This is a genomic window from Phormidium sp. FACHB-1136 (genome assembly GCF_014697375.1).
Lineage (GTDB): Bacteria > Cyanobacteriota > Cyanobacteriia > Phormidesmidales > Phormidesmidaceae > Nodosilinea.
This window is the reverse complement of record NZ_JACJRS010000002.1, coordinates 33,227-52,823: the sequence shown is the minus strand read 5'-3', so window position 1 is coordinate 52,823 and position 19,597 is coordinate 33,227. Positions and strand designations below refer to the sequence as shown.

Genomic DNA, 19,597 nt, shown 5'->3' with positions numbered 1-19,597 from the left:
GGATCAAACGCTAGGATCGAAAGCTGACATACAACAGGATGGAGCGAGCCCATAACGATGGACGAATCTGACATTACTGCACTGCTGGACAGCTTTGGTCGCTTTGGAGTGGATCTGGGTCTAGAACGCATCGAGGTTCTGCTGGGTGCGTTGGGCCATCCCCAACGGCGGGTGCCAATTGTCCATGTGGCGGGCAGCAACGGCAAGGGTTCCGTTTGTGCTTATCTGTCTTCGGTACTGGGGGCGGCGGGCTACCGAGTGGGGCGCTATACCTCGCCCCATTTGGTGAGCTGGCGGGAGCGCATTTGCATTAATGAGCAACTCATTGAGGCCGCAGATCTGCGGCGTGTCCTGGATCGGGTGATTGCCGCCATCGATCCAGCCCAGCCTTCGCCCACCCAGTTTGAGGTGTTTACGGCGGCGGCTTGGCTGTATTTTGCGGAATCCGAGGTGGATGTGGCGGTGATTGAGGTGGGCCTGGGGGGACGGCTGGATGCTACCAACGTAGTTGAAGCACCCCTGGTGAGCGTGATCACCTCCCTCAGTCGGGAGCATTGGCAGCGCCTTGGCCCTACCCTGGCAGACATTGCGCGGGAAAAGGCGGGCATCCTCAAACCCGGACGGCCTGCGGTGGTTGGCCCCCTGCCCCCAGAGGCGGAATCGGTGGTGAAGGCGCGGTTGGTAGAGTTAGCTTGTCCTGTCGTGTGGCCCCATCCGGCTCAGCCCGTGGGTGACAATCAAGCCCGCTACGCAACGGCCCAGGACGGCTTGACCTATCCGCTGCCTTTTCCAGGGGAGCACCAGCTTGTCAATTCGGCCCTGGCGGTGGAGGCTCTGCTAGAACTGCGGCGGCAGGGGTGGAAAATCCCCAATGCGGCCATTGTGCAGGGGATGGGGGCGGCCCGGTGGCCCGGTCGGTTGCAGTGGGTGAGCTGGCAGGATGACGCTGGACAAGCACACCCCTTGCTGATTGACGGTGCCCACAACCCCGCTGCGGCCCAGGTGTTGCGCCGTTATGTGGATACTTGGCTGATTCAGGCAGAATCGTCCTCCTCAGCCCAGACTCAAAACTCTGAACCAGGCGTGGCCTGGTTGATAGGAATGCTGACCACCAAGGATCATCGCGAAGTGTTTGAAGCCCTGCTGCGACCGGGAGATAGCCTCTACCTGGTGCCTGTGCCAGAGCATCTGTCCGCTACTCCAGACGATCTAGCAGCGGTGGCCCAATCTGTCTGCTGCGATCTGTCGCACTGTGGCACCTACGCCGATCTTCACCAGGGTCTAACAGCTTTGGCGAGTGATCCAGCATCGCTCAAGGTCTTCTGCGGGTCGCTGTACCTGATTGGCCATTTCTTCGCCACGGAATCCCAGGCTGAGTAGCGTAAGTTCGTGATCAGCCAAGAATCGCAATTTTGAGAAACTGGCTTCCGGCTTGCCCTCGTTGCCTTCACCCTAAATCCTTCTCCAAAGTTGGGAGAGGGACTTTGAATAGCCTCCGGCCCCCCTCTCCTCTCTGGGAGAGGGGCTGGGGGTGAGGGGCAATGCTACCGGGCATCCCACTCGGCGGCGGCATCGCTGATGGCTTGATCGACGGTTTTTTGGCCCAGCATGGCGGCTTGCAGGTTGTCGTAGAGGATGGCTTGTAGTTCCTTAATGCCATCCATGGCGGGAATCAGTACTTCGGCTTGGCCCATTTGGGCGGCACTGACGGAGCGGGCCTGCTCTACCCCTGGGGCGGCGCTGTCGTTGACCTGGAAGTACTCGTCTTGCAGGGCGGCGGCGGTGGAGGGCAGCACGTTGGCGGCCTTGGCAAAGGCGAGTTGGTTGGCGTCGTTGGTCAAATACAGGGCGAAATCGAGGGCGGCATCGGGGACATCGCTGCTGGCGGGGATGACGAGGTTCATCACAGCCACGTTCTTTTTGCCCGTGTCGCCGCTAATTTGGGGGGCGCTTTGGGTCACGGCAGCGATGTCGGGGGCGTTGGTTTCGATGGTGGGAAAAAATTCTGCCCCAGTAGACAGCAGCGCCACTTCTCCAGCCTGGAACAACTCAATGGCGCGACGGTGGCCCTGGGTCAGCACTTCCCTGGGCAGCAGGTCGTTGGTGTACAGATCCGTCCAGTATTGAAAGACGGCCTTGCCTGCGGGGGTGTTAAAGGCGGCCTTGCCCTGGTCGTCTACCAAGGTCACCCCCATCTGCACAAAGGATTGCAGCACATCGGCGGAGTCCTCTGGCACAAAGGTGGTGAAGTAGGCGTATTTTCCAGTTTTTTCCTTCACCGCCTGGGCCACGGTGGCCAGTTCCTCGTAGGTGGCGGGCGGCTCTACTCCGGCCTGTTCCAGCAGGGTTTGGTTGTAAAGGATAACGTTGGTGGTCAGGTACCAAGGAATACCAAAGCTCTGGCCGTTGAGGGTGTTGGCCTGCCAGATGTTGGGCAAATACACCGCCCGATCCGCCTCACTCACCTTGTCATCCAGGGGCAACCAGGCATTGCGGCTGGCCAGTTGGGCGGCAAAGTCGGGGTTGAGGTTCACCACATCCGGCGCGGTGCCAGCGGTAACGGCGGTGAGAATTTTGCTCTGCATATCGGCCCAGGGTGCATCCACCCAGCGCACGGTAACGCCAGGATTTTCCGCCTCGTACTGGGCAATTAGCTCATTGAAATAATCCGTGAAATCCGGCTGAAGCTGCATCGTCCAGAACTCGACCTCCTGGCCCCCTGCTGCCCCGGTGCCCGACCCCGACCCGCTGGGTTGCCCACCACCACAGGCAACGAGCCAACTGAGCAGCAAGCCCGTGAGGGCAAGAAGGGTGTAGCGAAGCCAGGAACGTCGTTTCATGGGGAGTTGGGGATATCTGAACGGAGTTGGCCCTCACCCTAAATCCCTCTCCCATGGGGAGAGGGACTTTGAAGGATTTCCGGCTCCCCTCTCCTTCCTGGGAGAGGGGGTGAGGGTGTAGCTTGCTTCCCGTCAGGGTGGGCTAGGGGGACTTTGCGATCCACTCGGGATACCCGAGCTATGGTCACAACACATCAAAACCCTGTCTAGCAGGAGTTACCCTATCCTACCGCTAGGCGGAACTACCAACGACGCGGTTGAAAGGTGGCATCGTTGAGGATGACAACGCTATCCCCCGATTGCGCCATCACAAACAGCCCTTGGCGGTAGGCGTAGCGGGCTACATCGTCGGGCACCACCATCGCGGCCACGGCTCCCATGGCGCGAACATCGCCGTAGCGAGGCATCAGCCGCTTAAATTTGCTTAGCCGTTCCAAATGCTCGTCCACATCGGTCTGGGTCAGTTTGCTCTTCACTTCCACCAAGATGGCCTCGGTAGAGTTCACCACTAGCAGGTCAATCTCAATGCCCTCTCCGTCACGCTGGGCCGAGGCTCCAGGGTAAAACTCATGGACGGCAATGCCCCGCTCTTGAAACAAGCGCACGACAACGGGACGCACCTGCCATTCCACAAATTCCCCTAGGCGGTTGCCCAGCTTGCCTAGCTGTTCGTTGAACTGCTGATTTTGGCGACGCATCAAGCGTTCCGTTTCCTGGAATCGCTGTTTCAGCATCTGATCGGTTTCCTGGAAGCGTTGCTCGGTTTCCTGGAAGCGTTGTTTCAAGATCTCATCGGTTTCTCGTAATTGTCGCTCGGTTTCCTTTTGGGCCTCTGCTAGTTCGCCTAAAATTCGCCAGACTTCTTCGGATGTGGTTGCCATGGTCGTTCTTCCCGCCAAACATGAGAACGCTTAAATCTATGGTAACTGACCGATCTAGGGCTACCCTGTCAGCTTTTGGGATCCCCCTAAATCCCCCTTACAAAGGGGGACTTTGAGTGATCACCTTCACCTGTTGGGCGCAGGCGATGGCGCGTTCCTTGGCTTGTTCCACGGTGTCGCCTAGGGCGAGGGCAACGCCTAGGCGGCGGTTGGGGGTGGCGTTGGGTTTGCCGAAGAGACGCACTTTGCTGGTGGGGATTTGCAGGGCGGCTTCCAAGCCTTCGTAGCAGGGGCCATCGCTTTTGCCGGGGGAGAGGATCACCGCCGAGGCTCCGGGCTGGATTTGGGTAATCTCGCCGATGGGCAGGCCCAGGATGGCCCGAACGTGGAGTTCAAATTCCGACTGGTGCTGGCTGACTAGGGTGACCATGCCCGTGTCGTGGGGGCGAGGGCTGACCTCGCTAAAGTAAACGGTTTGGGCTTGGTCGGGGTCTCCGGCGATGAACAGTTCCACCCCAAACAGGCCCCAGCCGCCCAGGGCGTCGGTGATTTGGCGGGCGATGGCCTGACAGGTGGCCAGGGTATCGGGGTGGAGGGGGCAGGGTTGCCAGGATTCACGATAGTCGCCGGATTCTTGGCGGTGGCCGATGGGGGGGCAGAAGTGGGTGCCGTCGCTAGCCCGCACCGTCAGCAGGGTAATTTCGGTGTCGAAGGGGATGAAGCCCTCCACAATCACCCGGTCGCTTTTGCCTCGTCCGGCTTCGCGGGCGTAGGCCCAGGCGGCTTTGACTTCAGCTTCAGACCGCACGGTGCTTTGGCCCTTGCCGGAGGAACTCATGATCGGCTTCACCACGCAGGGCAGGCCCACTGCATCCACGGCAGCGAGGTACTCGGCTTCGGTGGCGGCAAAGCGGTAGGGGGAGGTTTTTAGGCCCAGTTCCTCGGCGGCTAGGCGACGGATGCCCTCGCGGTTCATGGTCAGTTGGGTGGCGCGGGCGGTGGGGATAACCCGCCAGCCCTCGGCCTCTAGGGCGACTAGGGTATCGGTGGCGATGGCTTCTACCTCCGGCACGATGAGGCTGGGCTGTTCTTGGGTGATGACGCGGCGCAGGGCGTCGCCATCCAGCATGTCGATGACGTGGCGGCGATGGGCTAGGGCCATGGCTGGAGCGTGGTCGTAGCGATCCACCGCAATCACCTCTAGGCCAAGGCGCATGGCCTCTAGGGCCACTTCGCGACCCAGTTCGCCCGACCCCAGCAAAAGCAAACGCTGGGCCGATTCGGTCAGGGGGGTGCCAAGGGAGAGGATCATAGGGGCAACGGTGGGGTAAACGATCATGTTTCTCAATATTAAGTGCTCAGTTTTCCGAAATCTCGCTAACATCGCTGATAATGCCAGACCTTAACCTAGTCCGCTGGGGAATGGCCGGAGCACCGTGGGCTGACCCGTCCGCCCTGGATGGATAGGCCGGGAGAGATGGGGATGCATCGTTTGGCTGGGGATACACCTTGGATTGAGGTACACCTTACTTTGGGGAAGCTCTTGGGGGCCGTTTTGATGTAGGTATAGCGATGGATCACAGGTCGTGGAGAGACCTCACCGTCAGCCTAGGGTTGCTTCCGTACCGATGTTTTTCCGCTTCCTCTAGCACAGTGGAAATTCTCAAACAAATTGTGTACCATTCGTTAGCACTTTTGGGATAGAGGCTATCTCTACTCGTTTTAATGGCCTAGAAACCTTTATTCCTCAGGAGTCTGGGGAATAAAGTGAGGGTGAAACTGGCCCTCACTCCTTGGGGCAGACGAACGTTCATTTACCCACTTTGCGGATACTGTCGTGGATAGTTTAAAAGCACTGTTTAATCGCAAACCTCGGGGTGTGGGCATTGAACTGGCCCCCGACAAGGTGACCTTAGCCCAACTCAAGAAGCAGGGTACGAGTCTCAAGTTGGTCACCCTAGAGTCGGTGGAACTGCCGGAGGGGGTTTATGAGGAAGGTCAAATTCTGGATACGGCAGCGATGGCCGATGCGATTCAATCACTACTCACCCAGAGCAAGGTAAAGGTAAAGCGGGCCACCACGGCTATCCCCGGACGAGCCATTGCCAAGATTATCCCGGTTCCCGCCGAGCTAGACGATGAAGAACTGCGAGAGATGGTTCTGAACCAGGAGGCCAGCCTCTATCTGCCCTTCCCCCGCGAAGAGGCCGACGTAGACTACCAAAAGCTGGGCTACTTTGTGGATGAGGATGGCATTGAAAAGGTGAAGGTGCTGCTGGTGGGGGTACGCAAAGACCTCACAGACCCCTACACCGAGGTTTTTGCCCAGGCCGGTTTGACCCTCAATGTACTGGAAACCTCAAGTTTCGCTCTGATCCGCACCATTCGCGAGCAGCTACGGCAGTTTACCCCCCAAGAAGCGGCCGCCGTGGTGGATATTGAGTTTGAAAGCACCGAGATCTCCATTGTGGTGGATGGGGTGCCCCACTTTTCCCGCACGGTGCCCACCGGGACGTTTCAAATTCAAAGCGCCCTCAGTCGGGCCATGAATCTACCCCCCTCTCGAAATACAGAACTGCTCCAGGGTATGACGGTGCCGATTCAGAGTATGGATACGGTGGGGGCGGTGCAGGTGGGCGGCGGCACCAACCCCGGCACCACGGCCATGCTGCGGGTGCTGGGCGAACTGTCCGACGAATTGCGCCGATCCATCGACTTTTATCTCAACCAAGAGGAGGACATGGAGGTAGCCCAGTTGTTGCTGGCGGGGCCAGGGGCTTCCATTGGTCAACTCGATGAGTTTTTGGCCCAGCGGTTGAGCATTCCCACCAGCCAGATTGATCCGATCTCGGCCCTATCCTTGGAGCTAACCGAGGATATTCCAGAGAATCAGCGGGCGGAACTGGCCACGGTAATCGGTTTGGGCCTACGGGAGGTGATGTAGCCATGTATAGCCTCGATATTAACTTTCTCAAGGATCGCGAACCTCGGGTTTACGAAGCAAAACCGAAGGCCCGTGGTGGTGGTGATGGCGGCGGCGCAGCGGTGAATCGAGGCCCGTTGATCTACGGCTTGCTGGGGGCACTGGTTCCCATTGGTCTGGCCGGAGCCTACTGGCTGGTGAGCCAGGGGCAACTCAGGCAACTTCAGGCCCGCAAGGTCAACCTAGAAAGCGAACTCGCCCAAATCCAGGCACAGTTGGCGGAACTAGGCAATCTTCAAGGGCAAATTGATGCGGTTCGAGCCGAAAACAACGCCTTTGTCGGAGTTTTCAACGACATTGTTCCCTGGTCGGCCCTGCTTGAGGATATTCGCGACCGCACCCCCACCCGCATTCAAATTACCAACATTAGCCAAGATGGCGGTTCGCCCTTACCCAGCGATCCCAGCCTTGTTCCGCCTCGGGCGGGTGGGGTGCTTCTTCAGGGTGTGGCCTGCTCCTTCGACGATGTGAATGATTTTGCCCTCATCCTGGGGCGGTCGCCGCTGCTTCAGGGGGCTACCGTGGCGATTACCGAGGCCACCCAGCAGAGTGAACTGCTCGACCCGGCGGTGGATGGTCGTTGCCCCGGCACCCCGCCCAATACCCCCACCTACCTAGTGGACTACACCATTCGCGCCAACATTACCAACACCCCCTCCGCTCAGCTCATTGATGAGTTGGAGCGCCAGGGAGCCGTGGGCTTAGTGACTCGGCTACGCGCCCTCAGAGAAGAAGGAGTGATCGAATAATGACGATGACTGGAGATTTTATGCCCGAGGACGGTCAAGAGGCCGATCTTGGCCCAGCCTATCCCACGGTGTTTGGGATGCAGCTTACCCCTCCGGTGCAGGCTTTGGCCATTGTGCTATTGGGGGTGGCGGCTTCCTTTGCGCTCTATAACTTCCTGGTTCGTCCGGTGCGCCAGCAGATTAGCACCATTCAGGGGCAGGTAAACGACCTGCAATCCCAGGTCGATCAACAGCGCAGTAGCCTGCAAGGGTTGGCCGACCTCCAGGCCCAACTGGATACCACCATTCAACAGCGGGTTGCCATCTATAGCTTACTGGGCAGTAGCAGTAGCCTCGAGACGTTGATGATCGATATCAACCAACAAATTCAAAACAGCAATGCCGCCATTGAGGATGTGTTGCGGGCCGACTTTAACCGCATTGATCAGGGACAACTGGCTGCCCTGGGGCTCAACCAAGCTCAAATTCAGCAGGTGCGCAGTGCCTTTGCCGGAGACCCCGTCACCCAGCGCCAGATCTACACCTCCGAACTAATCCAGTTTACGCCGTCGCAGCCCGTATCCCTAGGAGAAGGAGGCCCACCGGAACTGGCCAGCAATCTCAATCGCCAGACGGTGGATGTGTCCATGCGGGCGTTGTTTCCCCAAACCCTCAGCATTCTCCGCAACATTGAGCGCCTAGAGCCGTTGATCGTGATCCGCGACCTTACCCAGGAAATTGCGTCCCCTCCAGGGGGAGCCAGCGAGGAACAACTAGCAGGCATTAGTCGCCAACTAGATACCTCCTTTACCCTAGAGGTGCTGGTGCCCGCCATCGACCCCGCTACCCCACCGCCACCGCCACCGCCACCAGCGGCGGAGGGAGAAGCCGGAGCGGATGGAGCGCCACCGCCAGAGGGAGCGCCACCGCCAGAGGGAGCGCCACCGCCATAGGTTTGCCATTCCCAGGCCCATCTACCATTGCTGCCGACATCAACCCTCCCCTGTCCTAATCGTCGTGCCATCGCCACTGAGGAGTGAACTGTGAATCCCTTAACCCGCCTATCCCCCCTATTGCTGAGTGGTGCGCTTCTAGCCCTGCCTGCCGCCCCCGCCACGGCTGCTACTAGCATCACCAACGTGCGCCTCAACCCCACGGCAACGGGCCTAGACCTGGTGTTCGATACCGAGGGTGATGACGCCAGCAATGTGTTTACCACCCACCAAGGCAACACCCTCCGAGCCGACCTCACCCGCACCCAACTGAACCTGCCGGAGGGCGAGCGATTCCAACAGGAGAACCCCACTCCCGGCATTGCCCTGGTGTCGGTGGTGCCGCTGGATGCCAACAGTGTACGGGTCACCATTGAGGGCACGGATCAAGCCCCTACGGGTGCTGTCAACGCTGCTGGCAACCGTGTCGTGCTGTCGGTGCGGAAGGATGGCGCTATGGCCCAAGCCCCCACCCCTGTTCCAGAAACCTTGGCAACAGTGCCCGACCCCAACCCACCCGCTACCCTGGCCCAAGCCCAATCTATCCCCGTCACACCGCCCCCAGCCCAACCCGATGTGCTGGTGCCCAACCCAGAGGTGGTGATCGATGGCGTGCCCGTGCCCCAGCCTCAACTGCAACAGGCTCCCCCCTTCCTGCCCCGCGCCGTGGCCCCCCCGGTGGGTGATATGTCCTTCGCGGAAAGCATCACGAGCTTCAGGACTATTGACCTAGGCACCAACGAACGCATCCCTCGGCTGCTACTGCGCGATGCCCCCGCCCGTGAAGTATTGGGCTTGCTGGCCCGTGCCGCTGGGCTAAACTTGGTTTACACGCCAGCCGCAGGCGACGGCGCAGCCGCAGCAGAAGGCGGCGGCGAGGGCACCCTGGTTAGCTTAGATATTGAAGACGAATCGGTGCAGGATGTGTTTAACCACGTTCTGCGTATCAGTGGTCTAGAAGCCAACAAGGTAGGCCGCAGTATTTACGTTGGCCCTCAGCTACCGGTTTCAGCTCAAAACATCATGACGCGCACCCTACGACTAAACCAAGTTACTGCTGATGTTGCTGCTAACTTTCTAGTGGCATTAGGGGCAGAAAGTGCTATCAGCCGAGATCGTTTAGTCACTAACGTAAACGCAGTTGCAGTAACAGAAAACGCTCCACCTTTGACTCAAACCGAAACCACTACGGTGACTGCGGTTGAAACAAGGCGGGTCGATTATGAGGATAGTACACCTATTTTTCGAGGGCTCCAGGTAATTGGCGATGAGAGAACGAACTCGGTAACGCTTGTTGGTCGGGTAGATCTAGTTAATATGGCTACTGAGCAATTAACGAGGCTGGATATCCGTCGCCGTCAAGTTGCTGTCAACGTGCGCGTTATTGATGTAAACCTTAGCTCAATCGATAATTTCGGCACAAGCTTCTCGTTTCAAACAGGAAGCTTTAGCTTCGATATAGCGAATGGTGTTCTTGGCATCTCACGTATTCAAGGAGTTGCTGGATCTAGCAACTTCATTTTGAATTTGCTAGCTAGCATAGAAAGTGGCAATTCAAAAATCCTTACCGACCCGACCTTGATTATTCAGGAAAATCAGACAGCTACTGTTTCTCTTACAACTGATGTCCCAGTCGGGTTTGTGACACAATCTGAGGCAAGTTCTGAGTCGGATGATGGGGGGAGTACAAGTCGTGATATAACTGAGTCCCGAGTAGAGAGAGAGCAAGCAGGGTTGTCGTTACTCATCCGGGTTGATCGTATTGACGATAATGGCTTTGTATCGTTATCAGCTGCCCCTACAATATCGTCTCCAGTTGACGTCATTGCGGATCCAACGGGGACACCTGTTGTTTTATTGTCCAGACGCTCTCTTAACTCCGGCTTAGTTCGTGTGCGTGACAGCCAAACCTTGATCTTGTCTGGCATTATTCAGGAAACTGAACGAAATGATGTAACTAAGGTTCCTATCCTTGGTGATATCCCTATCCTAGGGGCATTGTTTCGCCGTCAAACTACTACCAATGAACGCCGCGAGCTAATTGTTCTATTGACTCCACAAATCCTTGATGACTCCGACCAAGCGGTTTGGGGCTACCGCTATACCCCCGGTGAGCAGGTGCAGGAAATGCTGGAGAATCAGCAGCGCTAGTTGACTTCCTTCGCCAAGCCTAAAACGCTAAAGATACCCCTAGTCATCTTAAAAAAAGGATGGCTAGGGGGAGTGATACGGGCTCTATTTTCGCGGCGGTGGGAGAGAGTCTGGAGGCTGGCTGGCTGACAAAAGATGCTGTAGGGCTGGGGGTAGCCTGCTTCCCGTCAGGCTGGGCTTTCAGGGCATTGGGCCACTGAGGTTATCTCGAACTGAGGTTAAGGAAGCTAGCTGACCAGGCCGTGCTCTAGGGCAAAGCGGACGAGTTCGGTGCGGCTGTTGGTTCCGGTTTTGCTGAACAGGCGGCTGACGTACTTTTCCACATTGCGAACGCTGGTATCGAGGCGGCTGGCAATTTCTTTGTTCATCAGCCCTTCGGCCACCAAATCCAGCACGCTTTGTTCGCGGGGGGTGAGGTCGATGTTGACATCGGAGGTCATTTTGACCACACCGCCCTTTTGGGTCAGCATGGCTTTGATTTCTTCAATTTGGCGGGCCATCACCGCAATGTCGGGCAGGTCTCCGGTGTCGGGGCTTTGGGCGGCGCGGCGTTCAATTAAATTCCCCACCACCGCCACCAGTTCTTCGGGGTCGAAGGGCTTAGAAAGATAGGCATCGCAGCCGGAGTTGTAGCCCTGGATGCGGTCTTTGGTCATGCCGCGAGCAGTGAGAAACACCACGGGTAAACCCTTGAAGCGGATGTCTTCTCGCACCTGGGCCAAAAAAGCGTGACCATCCACCTGGGGCATCATAATGTCTGAGATCAACACGTCTGGGGTTTCTTCCTGGAGCCGTGCCCAGCCTTCCTGGGCATTGCTGGCGGTGCGGACGGCAAAGCCACTGTCCTCTAGGTAGGCTTGTACCGCTTCCCGCAGACCGGGTTCGTCGTCAACCAGCAAAATGTTTCCAGTGTAGTCAGACATGGCGTTAGGGGCTGCACGGGGTCAATGCCCAATGTAACCCGGAATGTCCCAGACAAGACTGCACGGTGCGGTAGAAATATGCCCCCCTCTCCGGTAGGGTTTCCGCCCTCGGTTTCCTGCCCTCGGTTTCACGGCCTTGATAAAAGTCGCCTGGGGCCGTCATAAACGGGGGGATATTCGCTACAGTAAAGGCACGCGCCGTCACGCTGATACAAAACATTGCACACGGCCCACCGACGGCCTAGGACATCGCCTAGGGTAAAGCCGAGGACGAAAGGCGTAGGATGCTGTCAAGAGGAGGGCACATGGGCAGAATAGGATCGCAAGGGGTCTGGATTGCCGCTGCCCTAGCCTTGGGTGGTGGGGTCGGCTGGGCTGGGCATTACTATGTCGATCATCTCATGGCGGCCCAGTCCGCTGAAACAGCCCCAACGGAATCAGAGTCTTCCCTGGCAGCCCTGTCTCTCCCCGCTGAGCCTGCCGACGAGATTCCCCCCTCCTCGGCTCCCCTGGCCATTATCGCCTCAAACTTTATTGCGACGGCGGTGGAGCAGGTGGGGCCAGCGGTGGTGCGCATTGATGCGGAACGGTCGGTGTCGCAACTGAATCCAGACACCTTTAACAACCCGCTCTTTCGCCGCTTTTTTGGCGAAGAACTGCCCCCAGACATGGTGCCCGACCGCCTAGAGCAGGGCACGGGATCGGGGTTTATCCTTAGCGCCGATGGCCGCATTCTCACCAATGCCCATGTGGTAGACGGCACCCGCACGGTCAAGGTCACCCTACGCGATGGCCGCACCTTTGATGGCCAGGTGATCGGCGTGGATTCGGTCACCGATGTGGCGGTGGTGAAAATTGAATCGACAGACCCGCTGCCCACCGTGCGCCTAGGCAGCACCGCCAACCTCTCGCCCGGTCAGTGGGCCATCGCCATTGGCAACCCCCTAGGGTTGGATAACACCGTTACCGCTGGCATCATCAGCGCCATTGGTCGCACCAGCAACCAAGTGGGCATCCCCGACAAACGGGTGCAGTTCATCCAAACCGACGCCGCCATCAATCCGGGCAACTCCGGTGGCCCCCTGCTGAACGATCAGGGTGAGGTGATCGGCATGAACACCGCCATTCGCGCCAATGCCCAGGGGCTGGGTTTTGCCATTCCCATCGAAACGGCCAAACGCATCGCCGACGAACTCTTTGCCACCGGGGAAGTGCAACATCCCTTCCTGGGCATTCAAATGGTGGAACTCACCCCCGAAGCCATTCAGGAGCTGAACAGCCAGCAACAGATGAACCTCCAGCCCGACGAGACCGGGGTGCTGATTGTGCGCGTATTGGAGGGTAGCCCCGCCGAAGCCGCCGGATTGGCCCCCGGAGATATCATCCAGCGCATCAACGATACCGATGTGACCACCCCCACCGAGGTACAGGCTCAGGTGGAGGCCAGCCAAATTGGCGAAGACCTAACGATTTCCCTGCGCCGTAACAACGCCAATACCACCATTGCCGTTAAACCCACCGCCCTCCCCGACGAACTGCGCTGATGCGCCCTAACGCAGTCTAGTCCTGGGAGACGGGGATAGCCCCGCATGGCCATAGTTAGGACTTGCCAAAGAGATCCAACTGCTCGGAGGGATCGTAGGCATGACCGCCCTCTCGGGTACGGCGGCGGGGGTTGGGGGTTCTGGGTGCTTCCCCCCGCAGCCCCACAGCGATAGTGCTGTGCCGTTCAATTTCCTGCATCACGTCGCGGGCGCGTTGAATCACCGAGGGCGGTAGTCCGGCGAGGCGACCCGCTTCAATGCCGTAGGATTTGTCGGCCCCGCCCGGTTGCACCTGGTGCAGAAAGATAATTTGGTCGGGCATTTCTTTGACCGTCACCTGATAATTCGCCACATTAGAAACCAGAGCCGAGAGTTCGTTGAGTTCGTGGTAGTGGGTGGCGAAGATGGTGCGGGCTTGCAGATCGAGGGCCAGGTATTCGGCCACGGCCCAGGCGATGGAGAGGCCGTCGAAGGTGGCGGTGCCGCGCCCAATTTCGTCCAATAGCACCAGGGATCGGGGGGTGGCGTGGTTGAGGATGTTGGCGGTTTCGTTCATTTCCACCATGAAGGTGGATTGGCCGCTGGCCAGGTCGTCCACCGCTCCCACGCGGGTGAAGATGCGGTCGCACACCCCCAACTGGGCGGACTTGGCGGGGACAAAACTGCCCACCTGGGCCATCAGTTGAATCAGCCCCACCTGGCGCAGATAGCAGCTTTTGCCGCTAGCGTTTGGCCCGGTGAGGATAATCAAATCCTGCTCGGTGGCGGACTCGCGATCCGCTGGCATTGTCCCTAAATAAATGGAGTTCGGCACAAAGAATCCAGCGGGCAAAAGCTGTTCCACTACGGGATGGCGGCCCTCGGTGACGGCAATGGCGCGGGAATCCTCGATTTCCGGGCGGCAATAGCCCTGGAAGACGGCCACCTCCGCCAAACCACAGAGCACATCGGCGGCGGCGACGGCGGCGGCCACTTTGCGGATCAGTTCTGCCTGGGCACCGACCTGTTCCCGCAGTTGGTTAAAAATTTCGTACTCCAGGGCGTTGATCTCCGCCTCAATGTTGAAGACTCGCGCCTCCCGTTCCTTCAGTTCTGGGGTGATGTAGCGCTCTTCGTTGGTGAGGGTTTGCTTGCGGATGTAGTCGTCGGGGGCTTGGTCGGCGCGGGCGCGGGAAATGCTGATGTAGTAGCCAAAGGCTTTGTTGAAGCCCACTTTGAGGGTAGAAATTCCGGTGCGCTTGCGTTCGGCGGGTTCCAGTTCGGCAATCCACCGCTGATCATCCACCGCCTGCTGCCGCAGATTATCCAGTTGGGCGTTCACCCCATCGCGAATCAGGTGGCCCTCCGTGAGGTAAAGGGGCGGATTTTCCACCAGATGCGCCCGTAGGGTTTGACCCAGTTGCTCTAGTTCTGGGGGCACGTACTGTAGGGCTTTTAGGTAAGGGGATTTGGCCCGTTCCGCCAGCGCCGCCAAGTCGGGCAACCGCAGAAAGGATTCCGCCAGCGCCACCAAGTCCCGCGCATTGGCCGTCCCCGATCCAGCCCGACCCGCCAGCCGTTCCAAATCATAAATCTGCCGCAGACGATGCTGAAGCATTTGCCGCAAATTGCCGTCCTGCAACAGTTCTGCAATCGTGTCCTGGCGGGCCTGAATGCCTTTGACCTCCAGCAGCGGTTGTAGCAGCCATCGCCGCAGGGTGCGCCCGCCCATGGCCGTCACCGTGCGATCTAGCGCCCACAGCAGCGAGCCGTTGTAGGTGCCGTCCCGCTGGGTTTGGGTGATTTCCAAATTGCGGCGGGTTTGGTGGTCGATCACCAGATAGGCCGACAGGGTATAGGTGCTGAGGGGCTGCAACGGAGCCTGCACCGTCTTTTGGGTGTCCTCTAAATAGTCCAACAAACCGCCCGCCGCCCGCACCGCCAGGGGCAAATGGTCGCAGCCCAGGCCCTCTAGCGACCGCAGCCGAAACCGTTGCAGCAAACGCTGCCGAGCCTCGCTTTGGCTAAAGGGGCCTTGGGGCCTCAGGGTATAGCAAAATTGGCGGGGTAGATAATCCGGTAGCTGATCCGACCGATCCCCCGGTCGCAGCATCGCCCCCAGGTTGGGCGCATCCACCGGAAACAGCACCTCGGCGGGTTGCAGCCGCAAAAGTTCCTGCGCCAGGGCTTCCGTATCCTCGCCCTGGGTGGTCAAAAATTCTCCGGTAGACACATCGGCAAAGGCTAGCCCCCAATGGTGCCCCGCCACCACCACCGAGGCCAAAAAGTTATTCTGGCTGGCGCTCAGCATCCCCTCTTCGATCACCGTGCCGGGGGTGATGACGCGGGTTACTTCCCGCTTCACCAAACCCTGGGCCAGGGCCGGATCCTCCACCTGATCGCAAATGGCGATGGCGTAGCCCTTTTCCACCAGCAGCGTGCAGTAGCGATCCAGCGCATGGTGGGGAATCCCCGCCAGGGGCACCTTCCCAATCGCCTTCCCGGCATCCTTACTGGTCAGCACCAGCTCCAGCTCGCGGGCAATGGCAATGGCATCCTGAAAAAAGGTCTCAAAAAAATCCCCCACCCGGTACAGCACCAGGGCATGGGGATACTGCTCCTTCATCTCCACGTAGTGCCGCATCATCGGCGTTAGGTCGTCCCAGTTCACCGCGCGATGGTCGGCGTAGCGCACCGTATGTTTGGCCAACCGCTCTGGCAGGTCAAGCTGCGCTGGGGATAAATCCGTAGGGGGCAGCTCAGCGGAGGGCGTATCCACAGAGGATGACTCGATGGGGGAATCAGCGGGGGAACCAGACATGGCGGGCGTTGGGGGCGATCAGCTAGGCATGGATGACGCAGCGTCCATCAACGGGGCTGCTCTGTTTCGACATCGTTGCATATTTCTGCCGACCTCAGTAGGTTGACCACCCACTTGGCCTGACTATCCTCATCCAGCAACAGCGTTAGGCTCAAGGGAAATCCCTCCCACCTGCAAACGGTAGCGTTCCTCCTCGGCCTCTAGGGCCAATATATAGATCTTGGTGCATTTCGCAGTCGCTCACGGCCTCATGGACAGCGGCTAGGGGCAAATTCCAGAGACATTGAGCCGCTTAATCAAAGCATCGTCAGCAACCCATAGGCTAGAACGGCACTGCCCAGGGGCACCGTGAGGTTGTCCAGGCCATAGAAGGATAGGGTTTCTAGGAGAGTGGCGGCGAGGGCGACCAGGGTTGCTGTTATGAAGACAGGCATCGTCAACCCTGCGGTCCATCCCAGAATCAGCAGGCTAACCGTAAAGCTCATGACTAGCATGGTTAAACTGCCTTCCCAGCTTTTGGTGCTGCCTAGGATTTTATAGGGATGGCGACCAAAATTTTGCCCCACTAGGGCAGCAAGGCCATCGCCCCAGGTCATCACCAAAATGCCGAGGGCGGCGTATTGGGGTAAATCCATCGGCCAAAAAGCGGCGGTGAGTAGACCAATGCTAGTAGCGTAGAAAAACGTACCGAGACTGTGGCGACCCACGCCATTGATTCCCGGCAGAATCGGGTAGCGGTAGGACAGTAAAGCCACGATGCTAAATAACACCGAAGCGGTAATCCCCATCCAAGCGGGTGTTTGCAGCCACCAAGCCAGTAGAATTACTTGCCCTGCACCGATGTGAACGATTTTGCGGGTAATTTCAGGGTTGGCCGAGGTGAACCGTCGCACCCCCTCCGCTGCGCCCCCCACTAGGCCCAACCAGGTTAAAACGATGCCAATTTGGGCTAGGGCAGTCAGCATCATTGCAAAGTACTCGGTATAGTGGTGTGGGGCTTTCTAGACCTTACTACACTCAACCTACACCGACCTCCTATGACGACTCCCTATCAGCGCGTTTTACTGAAACTGAGTGGTGAAGCCTTGATGGGCGAACTGGCCTACGGCATTGACCCCAACGTGGTGGAAGCCATCACCTCGGAAATTGCGGAGGTGGTAGAAGAGGGCATCGAAATCGCCATTGTGGTGGGCGCAGGCAACATCTTTCGCGGCATCATGGGTTCGGCGGCGGGGATGGATCGGGCCACGGCGGACTACATCGGCATGATTGCCACGGTGATGAATGCCATGACCCTGCAAGATTCCCTGGAGCGCAAGGGGGTGCCCACCCGTGTACAAACGGCCATCGCCATGCAGGAAGTGGCCGAACCCTACATTCGCCGCCGCGCCATTCGCCACCTGGAGAAAAACCGGGTGGTTATTTTTGGGGCGGGTTCCGGCAATCCCTTTTTTACAACGGATACCACCGCCGCCCTCCGCGCCGCCGAAATTAACGCCGAAGTGGTGTTCAAAGCCACCAAGGTTGACGGCGTTTACGACTCTGACCCTAAAATTAACCCGGAGGCCAAACGCTTTCGCACCCTCACCTATGGCCATGTGCTCCAGCATGACCTCAAGGTGATGGATAGCACTGCCATTGCCCTGTGCAAGGACAACAACATCCCTATCATGGTATTTGACCTGTCGGTGCCTGGTAACATTAAGCGGGCGCTGATGGGTGACCCCATTGGCACGATTGTAGGAGAGGCTTGTGATGTCAGCTGACGATATTTTGCTTGAAATTGAAGACCAAATGCAGAAGGCCAATGAGGCCACCCAGCGCAACTTCAACACTATTCGCACCGGGCGGGCCAATGCCTCCCTGCTAGACCGGATTGAGGTGGAGTATTACGGCGTGGCCACCCCCCTCAAGCAGATGTCCAACATCTCCACCCCCGATGCCAGCACCTTGATGATTCAGCCCTACGACGGCAGCACCCTAACCGCCATCGAACGGGCCATTTCCCTGTCCGATGTGGGCCTCACCCCCAACAACGACGGCAAGGTGATTCGGCTCAATATTCCTCCCCTCACCACCGAGCGGCGGCAGGAATTTGTGAAAACCGCTAACAAAATTGCTGAGGAAGGTCGGGTGTCCATCCGCAACCAGCGCCGCAACGGCATCGACGCCATCAAAAAACTGGAAAAAGCCAGCGAGATTTCCGAAGACGAATCCCGTGATTACCAGGACGAAATCCAAAAGCTTACCGATAAATACATCGCCAAGCTGGATGATCTGCTGGCCATCAAAGAAAAGGACATCACCACGGTGTAGACCCAATCCTAGGGTTTGATCCACCAGCTTCCAGGGTTGTGCTAGGTTATCGCGGATCTTCGCCGCCTATGCCTAGATAGCCTTGGGAGCGATTGCAAATACGGGCTTGCCCTGCCATTTTCTTGGGATCATACGCTCAAAACTGAGCATGGGTAGTCTCCTATCGCAAATTGCACAACGATAGGTAGGCACCTTAGACGCCAGAATCAGGGTTAAGGATTGAAAGTTATGGTTGGGTCAATGAACCTTCTCTACACCCTCACCGCTTATCCACCCTACATTGGCGGTGCCCAGCTTCACCAGCACCTTTTGGCACAGCAGTTTCAGGGGCGGCATTCCATCCAAGTTGCCACCTGTTGGAACCATAACCGCACCGACTGGCTGCTGGGCACCACCCTCAAGGCCCATAGCCAAGGCTACGACTATGAGATAGATGGCATTCCCGTTCATCGTCTGGGCTTTGGCTATCCAGAAAAACTGCGGATGGCCCCTTGGTTGCCGCTGTACTACCCCTGGATGGCGGTGGCCTTGCCCCCCATTGCAGCGGTGATGGCAGAATCCATTGGGGATCTGGCCCGTAAAAGCGACCTGATCCACAATGTCCGCATTGGTCGGGAGGGGCTGACCTACGCCAGTTGGCAGGTAGCCCAGCAGCGAGAGATTCCCTTTGTTTTGACTCCCGTCCATCATCCTCGCTGGGTGGGCTGGCGCTATCGAGAATATCTGAAGCTTTATCAACGGGCTGATGCGGTGATTGCCCTCACCCAGACCGAGGCCAAGATTTTACATCGGTTGGGTGTCCAGGAAGACCGCATCCATGTCACCGGGCATGGCCCCGTGTTGGCTCCCCAGGCAGATGCCCAGGAGTTCCGGCGCACCCACGGTATGACTGCTGGGCCGATGGTGCTGTTTTTGGGACAACACTACCCCTACAAGGGCTTTCGGCAGGTGTTGGAAGCGGCCCCACTGGTGTGGGAGCAGCAGCCAGAGACCCAGTTTGTCTTCATTGGCCCAGCGGTGAAGGATTCGGATCGGGCCTTTGTAGAAATGGCTGATCCGCGCATTCATCAACTGGGGGCGGTGGATTTACAGACAAAAACCAACGCCCTAGCGGCCTGCGATGTGCTCTGTGTGCCCTCTAGCCAGGAGAGTTTTGGTGGGGTGTATACCGAAGCCTGGAGTTTTGGCAAACCCGTGATTGGCTGCACCATTCCGGCGGTAGCGGAGGTCATAAGTAATGGGCAGGATGGCTACCTAGTGAAACAATCCACACCCGAAATCGCGGATTGCCTTCAGGATTTGCTCAACCATCCTGAAACTGCCGCCCAGATGGGGCAAGCGGGCCACCAAAAAGTACAAGACCGCTACAGTTGGCCCACCCTGGCACAAAAAACAGAGGCCGTCTATCGCGGGCTAGCCCAGTAATCGACTAGCCCAGT

General features: G+C 58.2%; 15 protein-coding genes. 9 read left to right on the top strand and 6 right to left on the bottom strand.

The features are described 5' to 3' along the window. Positions 1–57 precede the first annotated feature (57 nt). A complete protein-coding gene (locus H6G62_RS01245; RefSeq protein WP_190492291.1) occupies positions 58–1,380 on the top strand; it encodes a folylpolyglutamate synthase/dihydrofolate synthase family protein in 1,323 nt (440 codons plus the stop codon). Positions 1,381–1,544: 164 nt separating this feature from the next. Here H6G62_RS01245 and H6G62_RS01240 read toward each other — a convergent pair whose 3' ends face one another. The 3 genes from H6G62_RS01240 to purT form a co-directional block, all read right to left on the bottom strand. After that, entirely contained in the window at positions 1,545–2,840 is a 1,296-nt protein-coding gene (locus H6G62_RS01240; protein WP_190492290.1) for a sugar ABC transporter substrate-binding protein, read from the bottom strand. A gap of 242 nt (positions 2,841–3,082) precedes the next feature. Then, a complete protein-coding gene (locus H6G62_RS01235; RefSeq protein ID WP_190492289.1) occupies positions 3,083–3,721 on the bottom strand; it encodes a DUF3782 domain-containing protein in 639 nt (212 codons plus the stop codon). 97 nt (positions 3,722–3,818) lie between these two features. Continuing rightward, positions 3,819–5,060 (bottom strand): formate-dependent phosphoribosylglycinamide formyltransferase, encoded by a 1,242-nt coding sequence (gene purT, locus H6G62_RS01230; RefSeq protein WP_242051775.1) that lies wholly within the window; start codon positions 5,058–5,060, stop codon positions 3,819–3,821. 498 nt (positions 5,061–5,558) lie between these two features. Here purT and pilM point away from each other — a divergent pair, with 498 nt between their 5' ends. The 4 genes from pilM to H6G62_RS01210 all read left to right on the top strand — a co-directional run bounded on the left by pilM (position 5,559) and on the right by H6G62_RS01210 (position 10,575). Further along, complete coding sequence (gene pilM / locus H6G62_RS01225) at positions 5,559–6,665, top strand: type IV pilus assembly protein PilM (RefSeq protein WP_190492288.1); 1,107 nt, start codon at positions 5,559–5,561, stop codon at positions 6,663–6,665. Between the two features lie 2 nt (positions 6,666–6,667). Further along, positions 6,668–7,453, top strand: a complete 786-nt coding sequence (locus H6G62_RS01220) for a PilN domain-containing protein (RefSeq protein WP_190492287.1) — start codon at positions 6,668–6,670, stop codon at positions 7,451–7,453. Then, the gene (locus H6G62_RS01215; RefSeq protein ID WP_190492286.1) at positions 7,453–8,385 is read left to right on the top strand and encodes a hypothetical protein; all 933 of its coding nucleotides are present in this window, start codon (positions 7,453–7,455) and stop codon (positions 8,383–8,385) included. The genes H6G62_RS01220 and H6G62_RS01215 overlap by 1 nt, the downstream gene beginning before the upstream one ends. 90 nt (positions 8,386–8,475) lie before the next feature. After that, positions 8,476–10,575 carry an AMIN domain-containing protein gene (locus H6G62_RS01210; RefSeq protein WP_190492285.1) on the top strand — a complete coding sequence of 700 codons (2,100 nt, stop codon included), beginning with the start codon at positions 8,476–8,478 and terminating at the stop codon, positions 10,573–10,575. A 227-nt stretch (positions 10,576–10,802) separates the two neighbouring features. Here the strand turns inward: H6G62_RS01210 and H6G62_RS01205 are convergent, their stop codons facing one another. Beyond that, positions 10,803–11,498 carry a response regulator transcription factor gene (locus H6G62_RS01205; protein WP_190492284.1) on the bottom strand — a complete coding sequence of 232 codons (696 nt, stop codon included), beginning with the start codon at positions 11,496–11,498 and terminating at the stop codon, positions 10,803–10,805. 305 nt (positions 11,499–11,803) lie between these two features. Here H6G62_RS01205 and H6G62_RS01200 point away from each other — a divergent pair, with 305 nt between their 5' ends. Then, positions 11,804–13,042 carry an HhoA/HhoB/HtrA family serine endopeptidase gene (locus tag H6G62_RS01200; RefSeq protein ID WP_190492283.1) on the top strand — a complete coding sequence of 413 codons (1,239 nt, stop codon included), beginning with the start codon at positions 11,804–11,806 and terminating at the stop codon, positions 13,040–13,042. A gap of 55 nt (positions 13,043–13,097) precedes the next feature. Here H6G62_RS01200 and mutS read toward each other — a convergent pair whose 3' ends face one another. Further along, a complete protein-coding gene (gene mutS, locus H6G62_RS01195) occupies positions 13,098–15,842 on the bottom strand; it encodes a DNA mismatch repair protein MutS (RefSeq protein ID WP_199324656.1) in 2,745 nt (914 codons plus the stop codon). A 296-nt stretch (positions 15,843–16,138) separates the two neighbouring features. Then, complete coding sequence (locus H6G62_RS01190; protein ID WP_190492282.1) at positions 16,139–16,810, bottom strand: diacylglycerol/polyprenol kinase family protein; 672 nt, start codon at positions 16,808–16,810, stop codon at positions 16,139–16,141. A gap of 69 nt (positions 16,811–16,879) precedes the next feature. Here H6G62_RS01190 and pyrH point away from each other — a divergent pair, with 69 nt between their 5' ends. The 3 genes from pyrH (at position 16,880) to H6G62_RS01175 (ending at position 19,583) form a co-directional block, all read left to right on the top strand. Beyond that, entirely contained in the window at positions 16,880–17,608 is a 729-nt protein-coding gene (gene pyrH / locus H6G62_RS01185; RefSeq protein ID WP_190492281.1) for a UMP kinase, read from the top strand. After that, entirely contained in the window at positions 17,598–18,158 is a 561-nt protein-coding gene (gene frr / locus H6G62_RS01180; protein ID WP_190492280.1) for a ribosome recycling factor, read from the top strand. Before pyrH ends, frr begins: the two co-directional genes overlap by 11 nt. Before the next feature lie 228 nt (positions 18,159–18,386). Then, complete coding sequence (locus tag H6G62_RS01175; RefSeq protein ID WP_199324655.1) at positions 18,387–19,583, top strand: glycosyltransferase family 4 protein; 1,197 nt, start codon at positions 18,387–18,389, stop codon at positions 19,581–19,583. The last annotated feature ends 14 nt before the right edge of the window (positions 19,584–19,597 follow it).